At 54.4% G+C, this 24,707-nt stretch carries 19 protein-coding genes and 1 pseudogene; 10 read left to right on the plus strand and 10 right to left on the minus strand.

Features of this window, described 5'->3' with window-relative positions:
• Positions 1-11 precede the first annotated feature (11 nt).
• Positions 12-500 carry a hypothetical protein gene (locus tag BBOH_RS04975; protein ID WP_033522228.1) on the plus strand — a complete coding sequence of 163 codons (489 nt, stop codon included), beginning with the start codon at positions 12-14 and terminating at the stop codon, positions 498-500.
• Between the two features lie 275 nt (positions 501-775).
• Here BBOH_RS04975 and BBOH_RS04980 read toward each other — a convergent pair whose 3' ends face one another.
• Complete coding sequence (locus tag BBOH_RS04980) at positions 776-1,033, minus strand: hypothetical protein (RefSeq protein WP_033522226.1); 258 nt, start codon at positions 1,031-1,033, stop codon at positions 776-778.
• A 129-nt stretch (positions 1,034-1,162) separates the two neighbouring features.
• On the opposite strand from BBOH_RS04980, the gene BBOH_RS04985 reads away from it, so the two are divergent.
• The 7 genes and pseudogenes from BBOH_RS04985 to BBOH_RS05015 all read left to right on the plus strand — a co-directional run bounded on the left by BBOH_RS04985 (position 1,163) and on the right by BBOH_RS05015 (position 8,557).
• Positions 1,163-1,462: a helix-turn-helix domain-containing protein gene (locus tag BBOH_RS04985; RefSeq protein WP_033522223.1), complete on the plus strand. Its 300-nt coding sequence runs from the start codon at positions 1,163-1,165 to the stop codon at positions 1,460-1,462.
• Between the two features lie 265 nt (positions 1,463-1,727).
• A complete protein-coding gene (locus BBOH_RS08545) occupies positions 1,728-2,114 on the plus strand; it encodes a helix-turn-helix domain-containing protein (RefSeq protein WP_074428601.1) in 387 nt (128 codons plus the stop codon).
• A gap of 61 nt (positions 2,115-2,175) precedes the next feature.
• Positions 2,176-5,199 carry a CAP domain-containing protein gene (locus tag BBOH_RS09410; protein WP_044098140.1) on the plus strand — a complete coding sequence of 1,008 codons (3,024 nt, stop codon included), beginning with the start codon at positions 2,176-2,178 and terminating at the stop codon, positions 5,197-5,199.
• 740 nt (positions 5,200-5,939) lie between these two features.
• Positions 5,940-6,128, plus strand: a pseudogene (locus BBOH_RS09260) (hypothetical protein); the annotation flags it as partial.
• Positions 6,129-7,006: 878 nt separating this feature from the next.
• Positions 7,007-7,540 carry a nuclear transport factor 2 family protein gene (locus BBOH_RS05005; protein ID WP_143242488.1) on the plus strand — a complete coding sequence of 178 codons (534 nt, stop codon included), beginning with the start codon at positions 7,007-7,009 and terminating at the stop codon, positions 7,538-7,540.
• A 56-nt stretch (positions 7,541-7,596) separates the two neighbouring features.
• Positions 7,597-7,839, plus strand: a complete 243-nt coding sequence (locus tag BBOH_RS05010; RefSeq protein ID WP_033522181.1) for an HU family DNA-binding protein — start codon at positions 7,597-7,599, stop codon at positions 7,837-7,839.
• Between the two features lie 400 nt (positions 7,840-8,239).
• Positions 8,240-8,557, plus strand: coding sequence for a hypothetical protein (locus BBOH_RS05015; RefSeq protein ID WP_033522179.1), 318 nt, complete (start codon positions 8,240-8,242; stop codon positions 8,555-8,557).
• 274 nt (positions 8,558-8,831) lie between these two features.
• Here BBOH_RS05015 and BBOH_RS05025 read toward each other — a convergent pair whose 3' ends face one another.
• Together BBOH_RS05025 and BBOH_RS05030 are read right to left on the minus strand one after the other, a co-directional pair.
• A complete protein-coding gene (locus BBOH_RS05025; protein ID WP_033522175.1) occupies positions 8,832-9,119 on the minus strand; it encodes a ribbon-helix-helix domain-containing protein in 288 nt (95 codons plus the stop codon).
• 3 nt (positions 9,120-9,122) lie between these two features.
• Entirely contained in the window at positions 9,123-9,407 is a 285-nt protein-coding gene (locus BBOH_RS05030; protein WP_237743139.1) for a hypothetical protein, read from the minus strand.
• A gap of 393 nt (positions 9,408-9,800) precedes the next feature.
• Here BBOH_RS05030 and BBOH_RS05035 point away from each other — a divergent pair, with 393 nt between their 5' ends.
• Positions 9,801-13,847, plus strand: coding sequence for a YobI family P-loop NTPase (locus BBOH_RS05035; RefSeq protein ID WP_033522171.1), 4,047 nt, complete (start codon positions 9,801-9,803; stop codon positions 13,845-13,847).
• Between the two features lie 1,502 nt (positions 13,848-15,349).
• On the opposite strand, the gene BBOH_RS05040 is transcribed toward BBOH_RS05035, so the two are convergent.
• From BBOH_RS05040 to BBOH_RS05065, 6 genes are all read right to left on the minus strand, one after another.
• The gene (locus BBOH_RS05040; RefSeq protein WP_033522169.1) at positions 15,350-16,063 is read right to left on the minus strand and encodes an HAD family hydrolase; all 714 of its coding nucleotides are present in this window, start codon (positions 16,061-16,063) and stop codon (positions 15,350-15,352) included.
• A gap of 223 nt (positions 16,064-16,286) precedes the next feature.
• Positions 16,287-16,946 (minus strand): heat shock protein transcriptional repressor HspR, encoded by a 660-nt coding sequence (locus tag BBOH_RS05045; protein ID WP_033522218.1) that lies wholly within the window; start codon positions 16,944-16,946, stop codon positions 16,287-16,289.
• 197 nt (positions 16,947-17,143) lie between these two features.
• A complete protein-coding gene (locus tag BBOH_RS05050) occupies positions 17,144-18,157 on the minus strand; it encodes a DnaJ C-terminal domain-containing protein (RefSeq protein ID WP_033522167.1) in 1,014 nt (337 codons plus the stop codon).
• A gap of 117 nt (positions 18,158-18,274) precedes the next feature.
• On the minus strand, positions 18,275-18,919 hold the full coding sequence (grpE, locus tag BBOH_RS05055; protein WP_033522216.1) for a nucleotide exchange factor GrpE: 645 nt from the start codon (positions 18,917-18,919) through the stop codon (positions 18,275-18,277).
• A 359-nt stretch (positions 18,920-19,278) separates the two neighbouring features.
• Entirely contained in the window at positions 19,279-21,180 is a 1,902-nt protein-coding gene (dnaK, locus tag BBOH_RS05060; protein ID WP_033522165.1) for a molecular chaperone DnaK, read from the minus strand.
• Between the two features lie 323 nt (positions 21,181-21,503).
• On the minus strand, positions 21,504-22,010 hold the full coding sequence (locus BBOH_RS05065) for a hypothetical protein (RefSeq protein WP_033522163.1): 507 nt from the start codon (positions 22,008-22,010) through the stop codon (positions 21,504-21,506).
• A 57-nt stretch (positions 22,011-22,067) separates the two neighbouring features.
• On the opposite strand from BBOH_RS05065, the gene BBOH_RS05070 reads away from it, so the two are divergent.
• Positions 22,068-22,697 (plus strand): DUF4143 domain-containing protein, encoded by a 630-nt coding sequence (locus BBOH_RS05070; RefSeq protein ID WP_044098141.1) that lies wholly within the window; start codon positions 22,068-22,070, stop codon positions 22,695-22,697.
• Positions 22,698-22,857: 160 nt separating this feature from the next.
• Here BBOH_RS05070 and BBOH_RS05075 read toward each other — a convergent pair whose 3' ends face one another.
• On the minus strand, positions 22,858-24,468 hold the full coding sequence (locus BBOH_RS05075) for an MDR family MFS transporter (protein ID WP_044098142.1): 1,611 nt from the start codon (positions 24,466-24,468) through the stop codon (positions 22,858-22,860).
• Between the last annotated feature and the right edge of the window lie 239 nt (positions 24,469-24,707).

Raw genomic sequence — 24,707 nt, forward strand, 5'->3', positions numbered from 1 at the left:
GGAGAGAGAACATGGCCCGTTTGAAAACCCAAGAGGTGCACGCCCGCGACAACATGAGGCGGCTGGACGAGCTGGAGAACGACGAGCACGGCAGGGAGATTCTGCGTCATCATGTGGTCGAGCTCCTCAATGAGCTCAACGATCTGATTTCCTCGCACGCCGACCGGCTGGAGATCGACACTTCGGAGGAGGGGCCTGATTCCGGTCTATGTCATCACGTGGGACGAGTCCTGCTGTCGCATGAACTACAGGAGGCACTGAACCGGGTCCTTGCCGTGGAAGGGGCGACGGCGGTCTATCGAGGCGACAGCAGGAGAAGCGTCGCCAAAGCCATGCATAAGGACACGGCGAATCTGTTCAAGCACAGCGCCATAGGCGATGACATCTCGCGTCTGCTTGACGCGATGGACCGGCCGTGGGAGTACGGGAGCGACGGGACACGCAAAGAGAAGTCGGTGACCCTGCACGACGGGTTCGAATATGCCATCCAGGACCTGTAAAGCATGCATATAAGCATCCAAAACAAATAAGGAATTTGGCGGATATCCGCGCCGTGCTTAAGCGGGCGAAGGCACGGCCGAACTCTACCGAGGACCGTGTTCGGCCGGAGCAGGTGTTGTTGCGTTCGATGGAGTTCGCTATTGCCGTGTTCGACTGCGGCGATAGCAGCAGCTCTTATGGCCGCGTTCGACTGCAACAGTCAGTCACCGTGCTCAATGGCGACGGCTGGCACGGCTATCGAACGACGACCGCCAACTATCCTGAATATCTTCCGCTAGTTTGCCTGACCCCTTTGGGCTTCAAGGACGCGACGCTGGAACTCGTCGTTGCGATCCTTCCAGTCGGCGAGTTCCTCGGCGTAACCGGGGTACGGTTCCTTGCCGTCGGTCTCGAAGTCGATGAACTGATCCTTGGTGATGGGCCGGGAGGGAGTGAACTCCTTCAACTCCTCCGGCCAGTCGAACGGCAGGTCGCTGCCGTCGTAGCAGTCGTCCGAATTGATGTCGGGGTCTACCTCAGTTGGGATTCCCATGGGCTTGTCTCCTTGTCCAAACTTGCCTTACATACCACAGCGCAGGTTTCCGGAGGACCGATACAACACAGTCTCCTATGCCTTTTATCTTAGGCCACTTCTAAACCATAGTAGTCGTAGCTTGGATATATGTCTCGTAAACGCCCGCAGGATGCCGAATGGCTCGAATACATGAGGGTTGTGGGTCATAATATCGAGACGATTCGCAGGAACAACCATATGAGCCAGGAACAGGTCGCCTACGCCGCCGATCTGTCGCGCTACACCTATCAGAAGCTGGAAAGCGGCGTCGGGTCCAAGCCGACAGGCGGCAAGGGCACCCCGCCGTCGAACCCGAGCCTGCGCAACATCATGGCCGTGGCCCAAGTGCTCGGCGTGAAGCTCGGCGACCTGCTGCCCGACGACCCGCCCGACCTGAGCGCACGATGACCCGCCTCGCACCGCGAGCCGCCGAAGCAACCAACCATCACATCACCGAACCCGCCGGGGGCGGCCGATTCTTCAACCATCACGCCTTTACATGCAACAACGACGCCGGCGGTGGATTTTGTTCCGGTCTCAGTGCCGTCCACATCCAAAAGTTCGGTGCCCGATTGTTTTTGAGCTGTTCCCACAACGGGAATGTATTGCTGCTGTACCCAAGGCCCCAGAGATGAGCTTGTGGTTCAAAACCGTATGACCCTAGCCTAGAAGCATGGAAGATGAAGCGGAGCAGTGGAGCGAATGCCTGCGCATTCTGGGCACGAACATACGACGGGCGCGCAATGGCGGAGCGCTCGGCACGTCCGCTTTGGCGCGAAAGGCGGGTCTGACGCCGGACGAATGCCGAAGGATTGAGAACGGGAATGATCCGAATCCCGATCTACGCACCGTAGCCGCCTTGGCACACGCCTTGGGAACGTCGATCGACGACTTGTTGCCGCGGCGATGGCCAAGGCTGGGGCGCGAAGGGCGGGCAACGACCACGGGAACCCCGGCGGCGCGGGCACGAGGTCGACCACCCGCCACCGGAGGGACGGAGACGCCGGGCCGGCGACAGGGAGGAGGGGGACCGTGCGCGGATCCGGAACGCCTATTTTAAAAGGTCTCTTAAATAAGATATAGTGTGTGACACGAACACACGAATTCATGGAGGAACAGCTATGAGCCAGAACAACCGATCCAAGGCACGCCACGCGTACCGGAATATCAGGAAACAGGAGAACCGGTACGACGGCAGGAAGCGAATCGCGGCGGCGGCACTGGGTGCGGCCACGATCCTCGGCGGTGGCATGGTATCCAACACGGCGCTCGCGGACGAAGTGACCCCCGAAGGCACGCAACCGCAGGACGGGAATGTCGTTCCGGTGACGCAACGCACCCCCGAACAGGCCGAGCAGGATGCCGCGAGCGTGAAGGCGAAGGCGGATGCCGACGCGCAGGCGAAGGCGCAGGAGGCCCGGCAGGCGCAGGCTCGTCAGGATGCCGCGAAGACGGCGCAGGAGCAGGCGCAGAGGCAGGCGGCTGATGCGGCCGCGAAGCTTGAGGCGCAGCAGCAGGCGCAGGCGAAGGCGCAGGAGGCTGCGAAGGCGGCGGCTCCGCAGGTGCCGCAGGCCACGGTCGAGCGTGACAATGCGAAGGCTGCGGATGATGCGGCGAAGGCGGCGCGGTCCAAGGCTGGTGAGGATGCCGGTCGGGCGCAGGAGGAGCAGCGTCGTGCGCAGTCGGACAAGGACGGCAGTCAGGCCGCCGCCGACAGCGCCCACAGGGTCGAGGAGGACAGCCGTGCTGCGGATCGGAAGGCCCAGTCCGACAGGCAGAATGCGGAGGACGGGCAGCGTCGGGCGGCGTCCGACGCTCGTGAGGCCAGCCAGCCGGGTGCCATCGACCGTGCGAGGAAGGATGTGAAGGACGGGACGGACGGTGTGGCTGTCGCCGACCGTGCGGTGTCGGCGGCGCAGGGCACGTTGGAGCAGGCCAAGGCCGATACGCAGGCCAGACAGCAGGACGTGCAGGCGAAGGCGCAGGCCGTGCAGGACGCGCAGCGGAAGGTCGATGACGCGCAGAAGGCCGTGGACGCGCACAACGGCGACGTGAAGGCCAAGAAGCAGGTTTTGGACAAGGCGAAGGACGGGTTGGACAAGGCCAAGCAGGCCAAGTCCGACGCGGATGACGCGCTGGCTGTCCAGCAGGCCGCGTTGCAGGCGGCGCAGGACAGTGCCGCAGCGGCGCAGAACGCGTTGAACGGCGCACAGGCCGACGAGAACACGAAGAAGACCGCGAGCGACGCGGCCGACGCCCAACGCGCCACGGGGTATGTCGGGTTCCTCAACGACCGTGGGCTTGGTTCCATGACCGGCCAGTTCACGTCCGGCTGGTACGCGCAGTACGTCAAGCTCGGCAAGGACGGGGACGCCACCGTGTTGAGCAACGTGCGCAAGGCGTTGGAGTACGTCAACCATGTCAACGACATCCGTCGCGGTCTGGGACTGGGCGAACTGGCCGTGACCGATTCGATGATGACCAACGCCATCCTCCATGCCGATGCCAGCGCCCACACGCAGGGTCATACCGGTGGCATGGGAGGAGGCCAGAACCTCGTGATCGGTGACTGTCTGGGCGAAAACATCTCCGATGCGTACTACGACCCGAACGGCAGCTGGTACACCAGCGAGATGGACTTCTACAACAGGCTCGTGGACGAGAACAAGGTCCCCGGACTGACCAAGTTCGAACCCGGCCACATCACACAGGCCCAGTGGGACGCCAACATGGCGCTCATCACCCGCACCAAGTACTATGCCAACCCGCAGACCGGCGAGCAGGTCGGGCATTACCTCAACATCATCAACCCTTCATGGACGGTGATGGGTGCCGGTCTGAACGCCGGTACGACCGACTACGTGGACAGCAACGGTGTGGATCACGGCTGGAACTACGATGGTGCCGGAATCAACGATTTCGCCAACGACCTGACGCAGGAGTCGCATCATACGGTCGGTGAGTACCGTTCCATGCTGGATGGCTACACGGGCAAGCTGGACGCCGCCAACAAGGCCTACGAGGACGCCAGGAAGACCACCAGCGACAGGCAGCAGGCCCTCACGCAGGCGCAGCAGGCCGTCAGTGACGCGCAGGCACGTCTTACCGCCGCCCAGCAGGCCGTCAGCGACGCGCAGGCCACCGTCAACGCACGGCAGGCGGACACCGACCGTGCGCAGGGCGTGTACGACACCGCCAACAACGACCATGCCGCCCAACAGGCCCTCGACCGGGCCACGCAGGACAGGGACGCGGCGCAATCCACCCTCGACACCGCCCAACAGGCCCTCGACCAGGCCCGCTCCGCGCAGTCCACGGCCGAACACGACCTGACCGCACGCCAGCAGGACCGCACCGACGCGCAGCAGACCCTCGACCAGGCCCGGCAGAAACTCGACCGCTACCAGAACGCCCTGGGCAACCTCGACGCCGCCAACCGGCAACTCGCGCAGGCCACCGCCGACGCCCAACGCACCGCCGACGCCTACCGCACCGCGCACGACGCCGCCCAACAGGCCGACCAGACCCTCGAACAGGCCAAAACCCGACTGGATGCCGCCAACAAGGACCTGGCGGACAAACAGGCCGCACTGAGCAAGGCCGACACGGACGCGAACGCCACCGCGCAGGCACTGCAAACCGCGCAGGCACGCCTCGACCGGCTCACCCACGACGCCGACCCCGCCACCCTTACCGCCGCCCAACAGGCCGTCAGCGACGCGCAGGCCGCGAAAACCAAGGCCGACAACGACCTGTCCGCCGCACAGGCCGCACTCGACAAGGCCACCACCGACACGCAGGCCGCGCAATCGGCCTACGACGAGGCCAAACGGAAAGCCGACCAGGCCGACGCCGACTACAACGCCGCCAAGACCGCACTCGACCAGGCCAACGCCATCAAGGCCGCCCAACAGCAGGCCCAACAGCAGGCGCAGACCGCGACACAGGCCGTGGCACACGACCCCAACGGACACAACGCCAAGACCGCACGCCACAACGCGAACGGCAAGACCGTCACCACCGCCCATGACACTCACGGACGCAAGCTCGCCGTCACCGGCGCTGACACGGCAGCAGCCGCAGCGCTCGCCGCCAGCATGGTGGTCGCCGCCCTCGGAATGGAAGCCATCCGCCGACGCGAGTAGTGTAAGTAATACAACCATATAGCAATGCAGTTCGTAATCGGATATCTAAAGTTAGATGGATGCAAGAACCTACAAACAAAGTTCTTGCATCCATCCGGTTTTAATTCGAAATCATGAATGCCAAACGAGGAAGAATCATGTTGTTGGGTTTCCTAATTATCCTCCTTATAGCGGTTGCTCCTCTGATGATTGTGCTCATTGGCGCAGGCTGGTTCAGCACCACTACCGTGGGGTCCTCACTCACCGAAGTATTCAACTACATCACGTCATTCGGTTTAGGAATCATCATCCTAGGAATCATCTGGCTGGTGTTCATCCTACTGGAAGCATTCATCATGTTTGCTTTGTTCGTTTGGAACGGCAAACGTAAACGCAATCTCATACTTGCTATCGCCGTCAGTGCAGTAGGCACAGGTATCGTTCCGTTCTTCACATGGCAATGGGTACTCCCATACAACATGTGCGCACCCACAGCATGCGTGGAATGGACGCTGTGTATGGTCATCATGCTCATCACCATCGCCACCCAACACAAGAATATGCAAAACTCGTTCGAAAAGTCCAGCAGTCGTGACAAAAAATCAACCGACAAGCACTCGCATAACGGTTATCATTTCAAAGCCGGACAAGCAGAATACGACAGAGCATCCAAATTATCAGCGTCACAGGAAACACAGGAAAGTCTCTTGCCGAGAAGCGACGAGGAAGTAGTCTCTTCGCGTTCAATCCCAGCCTCCATCATCAGTAAAGACAACGACCTGCAAGTTTCGGATTTCCCACTCGGCACCAAAATCCTACACGAAACATACGGTCTGGGAACTGTCATCGACACCCAAGATAGAGGACGCAATTCGACCATCACCGTCGATTTCGGTTCCGCTGGAATCAAACGTCTTATGCTTCGTGTTGCACCCATTAAAAGACTATAAACATTTCTGTGTACTTCGAATTCAATGTACAGACAGACGAGCGAAAGTTTTGTCTACACATTGAAAACAAATACAGAGGAATCAAATGTTGTCATAAATCCGAAGAACATATATTCAATAATCAGCGGCTGATCGACCATTGGATACACATACAATAACATTTTTCGGAATGTAACTTCACTCAATAAAAATCATTTCTTGCGAACTCTCAATGCAACAAAAGTGCTACGAGACAGCCAGGACGGAGAGTCGATACGACTCACCGACATCAATCCACTGAGCAACACGATACAAAATAAAATCACAGAACAAAACCATATAAATACGCTGACCCCATTTTTAAGCCGTAGTCTTGAAAAAACGGCATTTCCCTCAAATAGTTGAGTACGCTTTTCCAGAAAAGGTTTTCAAGGTTCTGGCGGGCCTCCATGTGCAACGGAACCGAATGAACAATCCGAAGCTTCGATGCCGAATCACCCCATGGCAATGGCGGACAAAAATCCAAAACAAAAAACACTTATTTATAGAGTTGACCTCATTTTGGGGAGTTTTATCATAGAAACGATGTTTTTACGATAAAATCGGCATCCATTCCCCGGACTCGTTTCGCCCCCTTTATTAGAGGCAGCTTATACATCGGCATCGAGGACGCTAGTGCTCAGAAATCATCCCTCAGACGTTGACCGCATGCACTTTAATTCCTCTTAAAGTTGTCTTTCTTATTTTGTGAGTTTACTGCCATATACATAGATGCTCCGTGCACCCGAAAGCGCACATTGATGTCGATGAACGACGGAGACAAACACCGTCAAGGAGGGCGGAAAATGAAAACGTGACGATACATTGCGACATTCTTTGTAGCGTGCATAATGGTGCCGATGTGCGCGGCATGCGGAAGCGTCGGAAGCTCGCCGAAGCAGGCGGCACAGACGCTGTTCACCGCGATGGGCAAGGGTGATGTGGCCACCGTGCGAAAGTACACATACCTCGATAAAGGAGACAAACTTTCGGACAGCAAACTGGAACAAGGCGTCACCGATGTGCAGGTGGGCGACGAAACCAAGAGCGACTCGACCGGCAGCGTCAACGTCAGATTTAAGGTGGCAGGAGAGCAGAAGAACCTGACGCTCGACATGCGCAAGGACCCGGACTCGAAGCAGTGGAAAGCCGACGGCAGCCAACTGTTTGTGAAGGCGAATGCTGATGCAGACACCGTGCTTGGCGGATTCAAAATCCGTGGAGAGAAATCTCCCACCGTGCTTCCGGGAACATACACCGCGCGCTACAACGGATGCTGGTACTCGGGAACATGGAAAGAAAAACTCACCGAGATCGGCGGCACTCACAACATGACCAAGTACCGCGACAGTCTCAGCGCAAATGACGGGATCAAGACGGACGGGAAATACTGAAGGCCGTCCGAGCCTCACTCATAGGATTCGGCAACTGCACCGTCCTTGAAGACGAGATGACATCGAACGATACTGTAGGCAATACATTCAATAATCTGTTCTTCGCTTGCCAAGCGGGGAGTAAAGGAATATCCGATGCCAGCGGCACGACCATCACCGGTTATACGAAACATGTCAACGACAGCGGATACTTCACGCTCACGCTCGGAGGAACGGCGACCGCTTCCAAGGGCGAGTTCAGAACGAGCAGTGTCGCTGGCACAATCAACCCCCGAACGGATACCGATGCAAGAACCTAGGGAGCAACGTTCAATGCGCGAAGCTCTCTCCGGCACAGATCGACATGAGCGGAATACAAGTCTCCATCAGCACCGACCTTGATGCGCAACCTTCTCACGACGCTGCTGGACAAATCGGAAAATCCTATATGCCGACCACGCAAAATACCAGGAATGACATCACATATTTTAATCTTCAAAAACAAATGCACCGAGGCGAGCAGCTCAGTGAAGGTACAAGCTTCCAAGGCAAATCTCAAAGTCAGACAACCTGGGACGGGAGCTTATGTTGAGTTCGAGCATGGACGAACAATAAATGAAGATACGGAAGTTTTTGCTTTCACAACAATTGGTTGAGACGCAAAAGTGATAGCTTAGAATTCAATAGCACGACAACTCATTGGATGAAGGTGGAGGCGAAATGAGTACCGAAACATATGATCCCATGATTTACGACACGATGCGTGAAACCGCGAACCGGCTCGTCGGGAAGTATTCGAGCAGACTCAAGCAATCCTCTGACATGAACCAACGCGAAGCCCTGCTCAAAAACATCAGCGGAGTACGGCGTTGGGTGTCCGGCATCGACGCGAACGATAAGCAGTCTGTGCTCGATACGACCAATCAATTGTGTCAGTTGTGCGACGATCAATCCGTGCTGTTGCAGGTTGAGGAACTTGCGATGCGCCTTACCGGCAAACGCGACGATAAATCCAACCGACAAGTTGCATATGTCTGATGAACGGAATTCTCTCCGACGCAACCCTGCAAGCTATTTTCAATATAGAAATAGCGCCCATTCTCGATTCGGAGATTACAGGCCCGATCAAGACTATTTTTAGGTTTTCGAGATTTTCCAAGAACATGTGCCGGCCTGAACCAAACCAAAACTCCGATAACATTCGCATCAACAAAGACGACATCCCACTTCAGCGACATATAAAAAGTAGGCTACGGTCAGACAACCATCGCTCTGACACATAGCCTAAATTCACACTATCATGATGTCGCTCTTATGCTGTCTGCCATCCAAGCTCCCTGTGGCAGGCCTCACGCATGAGATCGGCGAAACTCACGCCACGCTTGTCAGCGGCCTTGCGAAGCGCTTCCGCCTCACTGCCCGGCATACGGAACGTCACCGGAACCATCGGCTCCTCGTAAAGCGGCGGACGACCAAGCGGCTTATTGACAATCAATTCGCCTGGAGTGCCATGATAAACACCGTTGTCGGCGTCCTTGTCCCACTGGTCAATCATTTCGTCGGTGACTTCGACCCCGCCTTTTGCCCTGTAGTCCTTCATGGGTTATCTCCTTCCCAACAGTTGACGAATCTCGCTCTCGCTGAACCTCATTTCAGCGAGGAACTTCTTTCTTGCCGGTGCGACGTGGAAGATGATCCATTCGTCATCTTCCATGCCCGCATACGCAATCATTTCAGTGAGCCTACCATGCCAATCCCAGCCGACGGCAAGCATCTGGTCAGGCTCGTAGCCACCTTGGCGGGGAAGCATACGAGCCGCATCCGTCCACGCCGCAACAATCTCCTTTTCATCGAGCCAAGGACGTTTCTCCAGAACTCTCGGATGCAAGCAAACCGGCAACTTTCCACCTCTTTTCTTTTTGTATATGTAAAGAATACCTTTTCGTATACAAAATAGCAAAGTAATTCACTACAGGAGACACAGACAAACTCAGGAGACAATTTACTTATTTTAGAATTCAGAGGACTGAACACTATAAACACAAATTATCAACTTGCCTAAACCAATAAGCCAATGCAAAATACTAGTTTTAAGACATTTACCTAAAATCAAAAATTTTAAACGTCTATAAAACGCGTGAAATCGTTCATAAAAGCATGAATCACAATGATTTTTCAGAACCTTCCTAAACTTGAAGCCAACTTCTAACATTTGCTGACCTCCTAGTCCTTCTTGTTATAAAATTTATGCAAGTGGATATTGCGGCAAGAAAGGATACGAATGTGCGAGAGCGATAAATCTTCCGAGTTAAAATTACTGTCTCCTTGCTATGACGATGATAATCATGACTACTACGCGAGTCTGCTAGAAAAAGAAATCGAGCTAAAACGAGCTAAAAACATTGCGTTATCAGGCGGGTACGGTTCTGGCAAAAGCAGCATCCTCAAGCGCGTATATAAGCCGAAGTCAATGGTAATGATATCCCTAGCTCCTTTAGCAACAGCCAAAGATGTATCAACCGGCATCCATAATTCAGAGAATCGCGAAAGCACCTCTCCGAATAATGCAAATGATAAATCCCCGGAAAGTGAAACCGGAATAAATGCAGAAAATACTGAACATCCTTTAGACAATAACACGACCAATCAGTTAGAAAAAGAGATCGTTAAGCAACTGCTTTATAGCACGAATCCTTCAACACTCCCATTGTCCCATTTCCATCGAATACGTTCGATGGCCTGGCCAAAACGCCTACTATTCAGCATTCTGACATCTTTATCTTGCATTTTACTGTTTATGGCTTTCGGGTGGTACTACCTAATTTATGACAGAATCCCATACTGCTTCGCCAAAAATATACTTTTCCCAGCGGGAATTTTCCTTCTTTTCGCAGGTATTGCATGGCTATTTATAGGTCGCTTTTATGGCAAACTAGATTTGTCAAAAATTACAGCAGGTGGGGCTACCGTAGACTTAGACGATAAACCTGACACCTATTTCGATAAGTATCTTGAAGAAATACTATACTTTTTCCAACAAACCAAAAAGACTGTAGTAATTTTAGAGGACCTTGACAGGTTTGAGGATCCCAAAATCTTTGATGCGCTACATGAGCTAAATAGCATACTGAATTCCAGTTTAAAAGCAAAGAAATTGCGAAGACGCCAAAAGCACGATGCACAAGGTCGAGATAATTATTCAGAAAACGATAAAGCGAAAGTACAGTTTATTTACGCGATCAAAGATAGTATATTTTCCGATCAACTTGGAGATACAAAGAATAGGCTGCCTTTCGCCAGAACAAAATTCTTTGACGTTATAATTCCCGTCGTTCCGTTCATTTCCCATGAAAATGCAGCGAGACTTGCTTTTGATGAGTTTGAAAGTAAAAACGAAATTGATGAAAATGTTCTGGACATCGCCGCTGAATTTATTCCGGACATGAGAATACTCAAAAATATACGAAATGAATATGTTGTATATCGTCATGAACTCGATGGAAACAAAATGCAGCAATCTGGCATGGATAATTCCAAACTTTTAGGCTTTCTCATTTATAAGAATACTTATCTCAATGATGCCGATAAGCTGGCAACCGGCGATAGCAAATTAGATGCTATCTATAGAGCTAGTAGAACCATCATTCACGAGAACATAAAACTTAAGAATGACGACTTAGAAAAACAAAAGTTGGAGCTTCAGAAACGCCGAGATGCTAGCCAAAAGGAATATACAGAAAAACTGGAAGAAAAACTGGAAACCGAGCTGCGCAACATGGCCGGATGCGAGAATGATGATTCTTTCCAAGTAAAAGCATATAAACTTGATAAAAATAATAATAGTCAGGAGTCTCTTGATATCCACAATGACGATTTTTGGAATTGGCTAGCTACAATTAAACCCAGCGATAAAACAAATTTTAGCGTTTACGGAAACGTAAAGCATGAAGGTAGTTTAGCGAAAAACCTCCACCCTACGAAAAGGCAACTGTCAGTTTTATTGGAGACTCCGCTAGATTTCTCGGTGCAACACGATTCTGATATTCTTGGGCAAGAAAATATTATCAGCGGTACAGAAAAAACGATAGAAAATCTTAAAAAAGCTGACATCAGATTTCTGATGAACAATAGCAAGTATTCTGCCAACTTAAATGAGCATGGAACCATATTCGATGAAGCACAAGAACAAAAAGGCCAGGATACTACCTCCAATCCTCTATATTTTAAGGATTGTTCTCTCTCTGAATTCGTAAAACGGCTTTTCCACGGGCAAAAGCTCATGGCAGCATTACTGTCCAATGGTTGGATTGGTGAAGATTATATAGAATATTCCACAATTCTTGACGACGGCATGTCAACGCAAGCTAGAAAATTCCTTTATCAAGCAATTATTCCCAACAACCCGTCTCCCGAACTCAAACTGAGTAACGACGACATTTCCATCATTATTAAAAAAATGAGGGCACGTGGAGACACAGTATTTGAAGAAGACGGAATGCTCAACTACACCTTGCTGGACCAGCTTGCTAAAGATAGTTCCAAGACATCACTATTCCAATATCAGATAAAACGTCTGTCAGTCAAAGATGACATAAGCGATCATTTCCTCAAAGAATATCTCGTTGACGGAACCAAACAAGAGACCGTTCTGTCGCATCTGACACCATACCGCGATGATTTAATTCCTCTGCTTCTTTCTGTTCCGTATCCCCCGGATAGAGAAAACGATTTGAAGCGTTTCGCAGATAGCATTCTCTCTAATCTTAGCTCTGGCATAGATTACGAAATCGGCGACAAAAATCAAACAAAATCACTAATTGAATCGGTAATGCAAGATGAAAATACCAATACGTTTACCAAAGATCCGAGTGATCCCAAACCACTTGCACTTGTTTGCTTGAATGCAGGGATACGTGCTAATCTTACCAAACTGCCTGATGGATTATATAGTGAATTCCTCCAGGATAAACTGTACGAATACAATCGTGAAAACATTTTCGGTCAAAACACAGCCGCCTCACTCAATGCAATGGGTATGGCCGCCCAAAATAAGGCAAACGCGAACCAAAATAATGATTTACAACGCTACTCCGCAACATTGCTGCACTTACAATCATATCTTGATTTTCTGAAGCCAGATGAATATGCCATCAACGTTTATGATGATCAAGGAATTTATATAGTATTGCGAGATATCGCTAAGGTTCAAGAACAATACATTTCAGAAACGGGTGACTCACTAAGTGACACCTTAACTTCTGTTTTTAGACACTGCCCGCCTACAATGAAAATAAAGAATATTACAATTAATCCAACCGAAGACATAAATTCACCTAAAAAAACAGATCATGCCACGGTTTCAAACGAATGGAAGCCGTATCTACCAGCTCTTTTCAGTTTAGATAGAATAGAGCCATCTTTCAACAATCTCTATCCCTATTCTTTCAAGGCTAGGAGCAATTCACTCTTTGCAAATGATGACGATAACGATGTTCGGATGATAACTATATATCTCAAAAAACAATCTCGTATCCTTATCTCCAACGATAATCCTGGAGAGCGCCAAGAATTAGCTCAATTCATCTTCAACACAAGAATGCCGTTTGAACATCGTAAAAAGTTAATCAACAGTCTTGGAGTCGAGGAACTGAATCCACAACAGATTGACCCCGTTAAAATACCAAAACATATAGGCTATGCTGGGCTGCTTGAAGAAGGACTCATTTCTGATAGTGCTGAATCCTGGAATCAACTCACAAAGGCGAAATGGAGCGAAAAAGCCAAGTATATTAACCAATCGCGAGTTTTCAGCTCATATATGGACGGAAACTTGCAGCCTGATGATGCATGTAAAATGCTCATTACACGAACAGGTGACGATGAGACATTACACCAGTTGTGGGATGTCAATCCTTCGATATATATATTTGGGGCTAAAGAAAAGCTACTAGTCCAAACTTGGAGAACAGCTCTGAGGGACGGACGAAAGCCAATCAATCCGAAATACATTTATGAGAATCAAAACGCATTTATTGATCGGCACAGCTTTGCAAAAATTTACTCGCTTTCAATAAGTGACCTTTCACCAGAGCAAGTTATAAAAACACTGACGGAAAGCGGAGACAATTCCGAACAAAGAATTTTTACCGATAGAGCTAAAGTTTATTGGCGCTCTGATGACACTCCACTAAATCGTAAAATCCTTGAGTATCTCAAAGATCACGATTTAATGGAGATACTGCCCTATTCTGCCGATAAAAACGTTATCTTTGGCTCGAGCAGAAAAATAAATTCTTGGAATAAAATCTTGAACGCATCATTAAAATGATGAAATGGGGAGGGACATTACCCCTCCCCACACACAATCATATATAGACTAGTGAATCCAGCCTTATGGCAAATTCTGATTGAGAAATTTCAAAACTCCTCGAAACTAAAAACAATCAGACGGATAATCTACCACACTTAGATTATACACTTATCCGATAAATCTCGACCTACAATGACAGAGTTTTAAACGACTTTATTTAAGCAAGAATTTGGCTATACTTAGATTAGTTTCTAAGAGTGCGGATTCTTTTGAAACTTAACGCAATTATATACAGAGTGAAGTGACTATCCAAGGATAGTCAACCTTCGTGACTAAACAGTCACCAAACTATTAGGGCGTCTGAATGAGCGATTCATTCAGACGCCCTAATTGAACTCATTAAAATGGACTTTAGGTACACCTACAGGTACACAAAATCTCAATCAGTCAAATAATCGTTGAAATATCAATAGATTATGCGATTACCATCAGCTCCACTCGTAGACCGGAAACCGCAGAATATCAAGGTTTTCGGCTTTTTCTATACCTGAAAAAAGGGTGTAGAAAGGGTGGATTTGGAATACTGGCCAAATAATGGGGCATTGCATCCGATTGAACAGCATTCCGCAAATTCACATCAAGCCCCCCCCCCGATGATCACGCACGGGATTCGGATAAGCCATACACTTTCACCACAAAAAGGGTTTCTGAATACCGTCCCGCTGTCGGCAGTCCTACAAAAACATTCACTGATGTGTCCACAGCTAGGACGATTAAACACGCTAATCTAAGCGAGCCTCCCGTGATGGTCCTAGATATCGGTCCATCGGGAGGCTTTCACATGTTTAGAACCACGGACGAAACCGCCTCGTCTTATACACGCACTACTTGGAGTCTGTGATGAAACCTTCGCTTGAATGAATGCCTGGTGCACTACGGGGCAGGGGTAGGGCACACCTTCAGTCCATCAGTCCATCAACAATCCCGCAACCCCAGCCAACCCCAACATTCAGGAGCCCACTCGCCGTGGCGCAGGTGCTTGACAGGAATCTGGATACTGTACTGCCCTCAGACACGCCAGATTTAGGCAACCACTAGGCACCGAACCAACAAATCGCCGCTGGAACGCCCCCCCCCCGGAAACCGCAAGGCCGGGTGACTCACCGTTAGGTCTCCACGAGCACGGCATCCAAGGACTCCAATCAACATCCCGAGCCACCTAAACGCTCCCTGCGCAGCGGGGGCGGAAAGGGCACCGTCATTAAGTCTCTTACTTGTTTGCAATCGCCGGGGAATCAAGAATCTGGCCTTAACCGCCAAATTGAGTTCGATGCCCGCAAGTCGATTTAATTATCGAACGAACAACGAGCGACATTCCGCTGAATATTGTAAGCCTCGCGGACACAACCATATGCTAATTAAACCGGCCAAAAGTCGGAAGCACCCGATCGGCGCGTCCGACTTTTGGTGTTTTCATCCGAACAAGCTGCTCACCATGAACTTGACGACTCCTACGGTAATCACGCGCGCGGAAAATCGCGGGAAATGCGACGAGCCGCGTAATCCTCGAGCCGCGAGACCGTCAAATCGGCGTAACCGTCAATCGAAGCGAACTGCGGACCCTGCGAGGTATCCGTGGGCATGAAAGCGGTCTGTGCGAGGGTCGTGGCGCCCGATCCGGCCGCAGACTGAAGCCCGGTGAACGAGTCCTCGATCGCGACGCAATGCGCCATCGCCAAAGCGAAATCGTCCGCCGAACGCTGCTCCCGATCAACACCAAGCAATTTCGCGGCGGCCAGATATGGCGCCGGATCGGGCTTCCTAGCCAGACCGTCGTCACCGCACACACAACCGATGAACGCGCCCTTGGGAGCCTGCTCCATCAATCTTTCGGCCAATTTCCGCGGAGACGCCGTGACCAACACCGACGGCACGCCAACCTTGGCCAGCGAGCGCAGCACATTTTCAACATCCGGAACCCACGGCATATGGGCGATCTCACGTTCCGCTACGCCCTGAATCATCAGCTCGCCAATCTCATCGACCGACAGCTGCGTGCCGTTTTCGACCATACGCTCGGCCACCCGCGGAACCGGCTTACCCGAGCACAACCATCCCATTTCCTCGGTCCAGACCCCGCCATGCGCACGGGCGATCTCGCACTCCACATCATGCCAGTACGGCTCCGAGTCAATCAACGTGCCGTCCATATCCCAAAGCACCGCAGTAAGCATTGCAAATCTCCCATCAGTCCGTGTGTTCCGCCTTCAATCCCACCAAATGAAGACGACAAATCACATGAAACGACATTCCGTAGGCTCTCTGACATCGTCGCCAGTCTATTGAAGGATATCAGAATGACGCAATTGCAAGGTTTTGGGATTCAGTTTCAACGTCAGCAGAAACGAGAAGAGCCTACAGAATAAGATTTGCCCAAATCCCCCGAATAAGGCACATTCACTCGCTGAACTCCTCGCCATACAGGACCAGCGCACGGCCAGACGCGAAGGAAGCGGACGAACCGGAGTCGCGAGCGCCACGATGCCCGCGGTCGGCGGTCTGTCCACCCGTGAGACCGTATCCATCGGATTCAGAGCCATCCGTTTCCGGGTCATACGGCCGATACGGCAGTTCGCGAACCCGTGAATGGATGTCGTGACGCCAACGACGGGCCTGCCGCGAGCGCTGCATCTCGGTAATGCCGCCGTCCCGATCGGCCGCGAACACGCTCGAGCCGCTGGGGCGGTTGAGACGATGGACTTCACGCCGTAGTTGGCGGTTTTCCTCTTCGAGGTCGAGAATTCGAATGACACCGACGAGGCTGATGCCTTCACCCTGGCTCAGGTGGTGCGCCTCAGCGAGACGGGAGACGTCGCGCAGGGAATACCGGCGAGCGCCGCCTTCCGTGCGCTGAGGCACCACGACCCCTTGGCGATCGTATTGGCGGAGGGTTTGCGAATGGATTCCGGCCAGCTCGGCGGCGCGGCCGACGCTGAAGACGGGCAACACGATGTCGAATCCGACTTCGTCGGCGCCGTCGAGGTTCGCGCGCCCTTCGACGATGGCGGCGGCGCACAAAGCGTACAGCGCCTGAACCTGACGCGTGACTCTTGCCATCGTCACCACCTCTTTCCTTCAGCCATCTACCTGTTCTATGCTTCACCGTTCATCGGGGGGGGTACACCCCCAAGCGTCAGCCCCACCCCGGCCTACGTCTGAGACATGTCCGTCGCACGAACAAGCCTGAAGCATCACATTCTTTTTGCCGACGGTTCAGCACGATCATGAACCACCGCCGGGGTTATTAAGCGGCGTCAGCCGCGCTCGGCGGCCAGCGCATCTACCAAGTCGCCGCAGCTTTTGTCGAACTCCTTGGCGTCGTGCTTCTGCGAGAAGGTTGGCTTTTCGGGCACTCGGATCTCGACGCGTCCGATCAGGTCGCCATCACGGCCGGGCACGCCTTTGCCGCGGACCCGAAGCTCGGTGCCGCTGGATGTGCCGGCCGGGATCCTGAAACTCACCTCGTCGCCGTCGAAGTCGCGCGCCTTGATACGGGCGCCGGCCACGGCCTGGCCGATGGTCACCGGCAACGGCATCACTAGGTCGTTGCCGCGCATTGTGAAGTTCTCATCGGGCTTGACGGTGATTTGTAGATACATGTCGCCTGGAGCGCCGCCGTTCCGGCCTTCACGCCCTTTGCCGGGGATGCGAATCTTCTGGCCGGTTTTGACGCCGGCGGGGATATGGGTCTTGAACTTGCCGGAGCCGACTTTCAGCGAGACCGTCGCTCCCTTGACCGCCTGGCGGAAGGTCAGTGTGATCTTCGAGTCGCGATCCTCGCCGCGCACCGGTTCCGCAGGTGGCTCGCGGTAGGCGCTTGTATCGCCGCCGTAGGGTGAACCTGTGCCTTGGGAGCCTCCACCGAACATCGAGAAGATGTCGTTGAGATTGCCTGGAGCTCCACCGTTCGTCGAGAATCGGATGCTGGAGCCATCGCCGCCGTTGAACATCTGTCCGAAAATGTCGGAGAACGCGTCGGTGTTGAATCCGCCGGCACCGCCCGCTCCGGTGCCGCCCGCGAACCGTGCGCCGCCGGCGCCGAACTGTCTGATGGCGTCGTACTTCTGCCGCTCCTGTTTGTTGCTCAGCACGTCATATGCCTCGGAGATGTCCTTGAACTTCTCCTCGGCCTCTTTGGTTTTGTTCAGATCCGGATGATATTTGCGTGCCAGCTTGCGGTACGCCTTGGTGATCTCCGAATCGGTAGAGTCTTTCGAGACACCCAAAACCTTGTAAAAATCTTTATTCAACCACTCGTTTTCAGCCATTGTAACTGCCCTCCCTTCGGGCCTCGGCCGTTATTACCGTTTATACCGTTTACACAAAAGCGAGGTGCGACCCTCCGGCCAACGGGGAGCCGCACCTCGCGGTACGAACGGAACCCGCTAAGCCTGCGGAGACGCGACCACGACGCGGGCGGCGCGAATCACGCGGTCGCCGATGCGATAACCCGCTTCGACCACGGTGTCCACCGTTTCCTTGGTTGCGCTCGGATCCGGCTTGTGCAGAATCGCCTCGTGCTTGGTCGGGTCGAAGTCCTCGCCCTTTTCGCCGAACTTCTCGACGCCGAACTTCTCGAAGGTCTTGTCGATCTTCGTGGCGACGGCTTCGAAGGATTCGCCCAGCTGATCGTGCTCGCGGATGCGGTCGATGTCGTCGAGCGCGGGGAGCAGGGCCGTGAGCACGTCGATGATGCCGTGCTGGCGGAAGATGTCCTGCTCCTTCTTGGCGCGGTTGCGGAAGTTGACGAACTCCGCACGCTCGCGTTGCAAGGCCTCAAGGTAATCGGCCGCTTCCTTCTTGGCCTGACCGAGCGGGGTGAGCGTCTCGTCGTCTTTAGCACCGTCAGAAGACCCTCCCGCATCCGCCGCCGAAGCAGGGGATGCATCGGCGCCGGCGGAACCAGCATTGGCCGACCCTGATGCATCGGCGTGCCCGGAAGTGGCGTTTGAGGCGCTGGAATTCGCGTCGGACGACGCGGGTGACACGGGCGACGCGCCATCAGCACCGCTCGAGCCTCCGTCTTTCATGCCGTCGGACGCATTCACCCTACGGTCAGCGCCATTGGCATCATCGACACCGCCTTTGTTCGAATCAGCGCCTCTGTCGACACTGCCGGCAGCATGACGCCCCTTGCTTTCCACCTCGCTGAGGCCGCTTCCGCTTTCATTTTCAGATTCGGAACTCATCTCATCACCCGCCTTGTCGCCGGCCGCACCGGTGGCAGCATGCCCCGTTCGGTAAGGCGCCTTGCCATCGGCCTTCGCCTGGCCACCCGCGCCCGCCGCGTCCCGACCGGCCGCGTGGAGGTCATCGGCAAGCCCCATCCACGCGTCGTCGGGATCCGGCAGATCATCCAGGTAAGCGTCCTTATCAAAACCGGACATAATCACTTATTGTCTTTCTTGTCGTCATCGTCGTCCACGACCTCGGCGTCCACCACGTCGTCGTCGGACGAGGCAGCGGAACCCGAAGCGCCCGAAGCGTTGGCGCCACCCGCGGCACCGGCTGCGCCGGCGGCCGCGTCCTCGGCGCCCTGCTGCGCATAGAGCGCCTGACCGATCTTCTGCGAAGAGGTGGTCAGCTTCTCCTGAGCGGCCTTGATCTTGTCCACATCGTCGCCCTTGAGCGCTTCCTTCAGTTCGTTGACATCGTCGGTCACTTCCTTGACGACGTCATCGGAGAGCTTGTCCTTGTTGTCGTTGACGAGCTTCTCGATCTGATAGGCGAAGGATTCGGCGGTGTTGCGCGTCTCGGCCTCCTCCTTGCGCTTCTTGTCGTCGGCCTCGTGAGCCTCGGCCTCCTTGACCATGCGGTCGATCTCGTCCTTCGGAAGGGCCGAGCCGCCGGTGATGGTCATGGACTGTTCCTTGCCGGTGCCCTTGTCCTTGGCGGAGACGTGCACGATGCCGTTCGCGTCGATGTCGAAGGTGACCTCAATCTGCGGGACGCCACGCGGAGCCGGCGCGATGCCCGTAAGCTCGAAGGTGCCCAGCGGCTTGTTGTCGCGGGCGAACTCGCGCTCGCCCTGATAGACCTGAATCAGCACGGAGGGCTGGTTGTCCTCGGCGGTCGAGAAGACCTCGCTGCGCTTGGTCGGGATGGCGGTGTTGCGGTCGATGAGCTTGGTCATGATGCCGCCCTTGGTCTCGATGCCAAGGGAAAGCGGGGTGACGTCGATCAGCAGGACGTCCTTGCGGTCGCCCTTGATGACGCCGGACTGCACCGCGGCGCCGACGGCCACGACCTCGTCGGGGTTGACGGTCTGGTTCGCTTCCTTGCCGCCGGTCAGTTCCTTCACCAGATCCTTGACCGCAGGCATACGGGTCGAGCCGCCGACCAGCACGACGTGATCGATGTCCTTGACGGAGATGTTCGCGTCGTGCAGCACGTTGTTGAACGGCGTGCGGCAACGGTTGAGCAGGTCGCTGGTCATTTCCTCGAAGTGTGCGCGGGTGAGCGTCTCATCGAGGTGCACCGGCGTGCCGTCGGGGGTCATCGCGAGGTACTGCATCGAGACGGAGGTCTCGGAAGAGCTCGAAAGCTCCTTCTTGGCCTGCTCCGCGGCTTCCTTCAAACGTTGCAGAGCGATCTTGTCCTTGGACAGGTCAACCCCGTACTTGTTCTTCACTTCGCCGACGAGCCAGTCGATGATCTTCTGATCCCAGTCGTCGCCGCCGAGCCTGTTGTCGCCGTTCGTGGCCTGCACCTGAATGGTGGCGAAGCCGTCCTCGTCCTTGCCGATCTCCAGCAGGGACACATCGAAGGTGCCGCCGCCGAGGTCGAAGACCAGGATACGCTCGTCCTCCTTGCCCTTCTCAAGGCCGTAAGCCAACGCCGCAGCGGTCGGCTCGTTGATGATACGCAGCACGTTCAGACCCGCGATCTTGCCGGCGTCCTTGGTCGCCTGGCGCTGCGCGTCGTTGAAGTATGCGGGGCAGGTGATGACCGCGTCGGTCACCGGCTCGCCCAAGTACGCCTCGGCGTCCCTCTTGAGCTTCATCAGCACCTGGGCGGAAATCTCCTGCGGGGTCCACTTCTTGCCGTCAATCTCCACCGACCAGTCGGTGCCCATGTGGCGCTTGACCGAGCTGATGGTGCGGTCGACGTTGGTTACGGCCTGACGCTTAGCAACCTCGCCGACGAGGATCTCGCCGGACTTGCTGAACGCGACCACCGACGGCGTGGTGCGGGCGCCCTCGGCGTTGACGATCACCGTGGGTTCGCCGCCTTCGAGCGTCGCAATGCAAGAGTTGGTGGTACCAAGATCAATACCTACTGCACGTCCCATGTTCATTCTCCTTGTATTCGTTCGTTTCACATCTGTTCGCTCGGGTCCGGTCGCCGCTTCAGGACTTTCGTGCCTCGTTCACGGTCCGCATCCAGGTTCGCACCTGTTTCGCTTTCCAAACCTGAGCCTACATCACTCAACTTTGAATAGTCAAATTATATTCCCGGATTTCCGAAAAAACTTGAGTCTTTTTGGCTCAAGTTTTTGAAATTGAGTTTTCACTGGCTAAAAATGCTGGCATTTCAAGGATCCGATAGATGAATCAAAAGCGCGAAGCAAATATAATTTCTGCTTCGCACCCGGTTTATGTAATTAACTTGATATCAGACCGATACTTCACATGGCAAATCAATGGGTACATCCTGCTTACCAAGTGTCATATTCGTCAACGGACCCCTTGGCAAGGCATCCGGAAACACGACGCCATTGGGCTGCGTGCGTAGATAGGCGATAAAACTATCGATCGTCGCATCGCCGTTCTCCCACTCATCCTTATCCGACAAGTCAGCAGCGCCCTTTGGCACTGACTCAACCTGGGTAAAGGAGATGGGCACGATGCTATTCCCCGATTTCGCAAAGACGTTGGCATTGCCACCGGTAGCCCGCACGCGTTCAAGCAAGAAATAAAGGTTCTCCACACCGAGGGCAGTCACTATCGGACATTCGCCGTTTGTGTCGCGGACCGGCATGGGCTCATCGAAAAGACCTTCAGCCATATAGTCGTCAAAAAGCACGTCGAATTCGTTCAATTCGTCATAATACTTATAGACATTACGCTTCTGCACACTCTCGTACTGCCCGCTCAACGTCTGCCGTAATATTGCGCTCATCCCAATCACCTCCAGTTATTTTCGTCGCGGAAGCACACACCTTCATGATTATTCTTCGTGAGCACGCTTTCCAACATCCGTGATTTTTCATCATTTGAGACGTTCCTGAGGCTTTGCGCGCAAAGTTCCGGGGAATTACTGAACACGACCCATCTCTCCAGGGAATCACAAATATCGCCGAACACGGCGAAAGAATGGCTGAATATCCTCGCAGCCAGTTATATCGTGTTTTTACTGCCCCCGTATTTTTCGAACGCGCGCAAACGACTGACGAAGACGCCGAAGCTCTATTTCTACGACACCGGCCTGCTGTGCTATCTGCTCGGCATCCATAGCGTCGGCGAGCTGATTCGGCACCCCAAGCGCGGAGCCGTGTTCGAGAACCTCATCATCGAAGAGACGCTCAAGCGCGGGTTCAATGCGAACGGCGAATCCCGACTTTACTTCTACCGCGACTCCAACGCCGTTGAAGTCGATTTGATGGACATGACCGACTCGCTTTCGCCGCAACTCATTGAGATCAGATCCGGCATCACGCCGCGCGACGACTTCTTCCGTCACCTGAAAACCGTCGGCCGCGACCTCGACATCCCAATCGAGCAGCGTCAGGTCGTCTACCGTGGCGGCTCCAGCTTCCGCACCCCCAACGGCCGCTTCGTGTCAGCCAAAGACTACCTGCTGCGATAGAAGGCGTTTTGCCAAAGCGCGAGCCTGCCCCGCCAAAGGACTATTTGACGGGACAGATTTCAGCGGACACGTCAGACGAGCCATCACCATCCATTAAACACGCGTCCGCCAGCCAGCCAGAACGGTGCCGCTGAGGTCCGCCACGCAAACGGGAAGGCGCTCAGTGCTCGATGGAGGTGGAGAGCTCCTTCTGGCGCACGAAGAAGAACACGATCACGGCGGCGACCATGAACGGGACCATCCACAGGAAGATCGGCAGCAAGGCGCTGTTGTAGGCGTCCACGATCGGCGTGCGCAACATTCCAGGCAACGCGTTCACCGCCCTTGGGGTCAGGTCGCTTGGGCTCAGCACCGTGGCGCCCTTCATCGCCGCCATGCCCCTGCCGCCCGCAGTCCCGGCACCTGCTGCGGCCACGTGAGCCATCGCCGCGGCGAGGTTATCGCGTACGAAACCGGTCAGCCTTGAGGTGAAGACGCTGCCCACGATGGCCGAGCCGATGGTGGCGCCAACCTGTTTGAAATAGTTGAACGACGCGGTCGCGGTCCCGACAATCGCGGCTGGGAAGGCATCCTGAACGATGAGCATGAGAATCTGCTGGCCCAAGCCTAGTCCCAAGCCGAAAACCATCGTATAGATGCACAGCATCCAGACCGGCGAATCAGCCTTCAGCGTGGAGGTCAGCGCAAGCCCCAAGGCCATGATGATGGTGCCGACGATCGGATAAGCCTTGTATTTGCCGGTCTTCGAAACGAGGTTGCCGGAGATGATCGAGGTGATCAGCACGGAGGCCATCATCGGAACCATGAGCAGTCCGGCCTGGGTGGCGGTGACGCCGGTGGTCATCTGGATGTAGGTCGGCAGGTAGCTGAGCACGCCGAACATGGCCACACCGATCAGCAGCGCGCCGATGGTGGCGACATCGAAGTTGGAGTTGGAGAAGAGCATCATCGGCATGACCGGTTCCTTGACCTTGAGCTCGACGGAGACGAACAAGGCGATGAGCACGACGAGGGCAGCGGCCACCTCGACCCAGTTCAAGGTGTTCAGCTTGCTGGTGTTGGTGCAGGTGAGCACGATGATCAGCGTGATGGCCACAATCAGGGCCATGCCGAAGTAATCGATGTGGGATTGGTTCTCTTTGCTGGGCTTGGGCAGATGCAGGAAACACGCCACGGCCGCAAGCGCAAGCACACCCAGGGGAAGGTTCATCCAGAAGGCCCAGCGCCAGCCGGGACCGCTGGTCAGCCAGCCGCCGATAAGGGGACCGGCCACCGACGAAACGGCGAACACGGCGCCCATCACACCCATGTATTTGCCGCGCTCTCGGGCCGGGACCACGTCGGCGATGGCCGACTGCGAAAGAATCATGAGGCCACCGCCTCCAAGACCCTGAATGACGCGGGCGGAGACCAGGAAATCCATGCTGCCGGCCAGCGCGCCCACGGTGGAGCCGCACATGAACAGCATGATGGCGATGAGCAGCAGGGGTTTGCGACCGAACAGGTCGCTGATACGTCCGTAGACCGGCATCATCACGGTCATGGCCAGCGCGTAGCCGGTGACGACCCATGTCATGCGGTCGACGCCGCCGAGGTCTCCGACGATGGTCGGCATGGCAGTGGAGAGCACGGTCTGGCTGAGCGAAGACATGAGCATGGTGACCATAAGGCCGATGAAGACGAAGAGCACGTCGCGCTTCGAAGGTGTTCGCGGCTGCGTCTGACCGGCGTCAGGCGTCGCGCCCGTTGTCTGAACCACGGTTGTTGGCATTTGACTTTCCTTTTGCGAAATAGCGTATCGGACCACCGCCACAATCCTTCGGGCCGTCAATATAAGACAGAAAGGCCGGTGCCGCGTCATGCGAATGAATCCTCTTTGACGCGACACCGGCCTCGAATCAAAACGGCGGGTCTGATTTTTTTATCCTTTGCACATTATCCGTCGCGCAACCGCTACGCAAGCTCGTTCACTGTGATATGCCATACAATGATATTGGTTACATTCATTTA

The organism is Bifidobacterium bohemicum DSM 22767, assembly GCF_000741525.1.
Taxonomy (GTDB): domain Bacteria; phylum Actinomycetota; class Actinomycetes; order Actinomycetales; family Bifidobacteriaceae; genus Bifidobacterium; species Bifidobacterium bohemicum.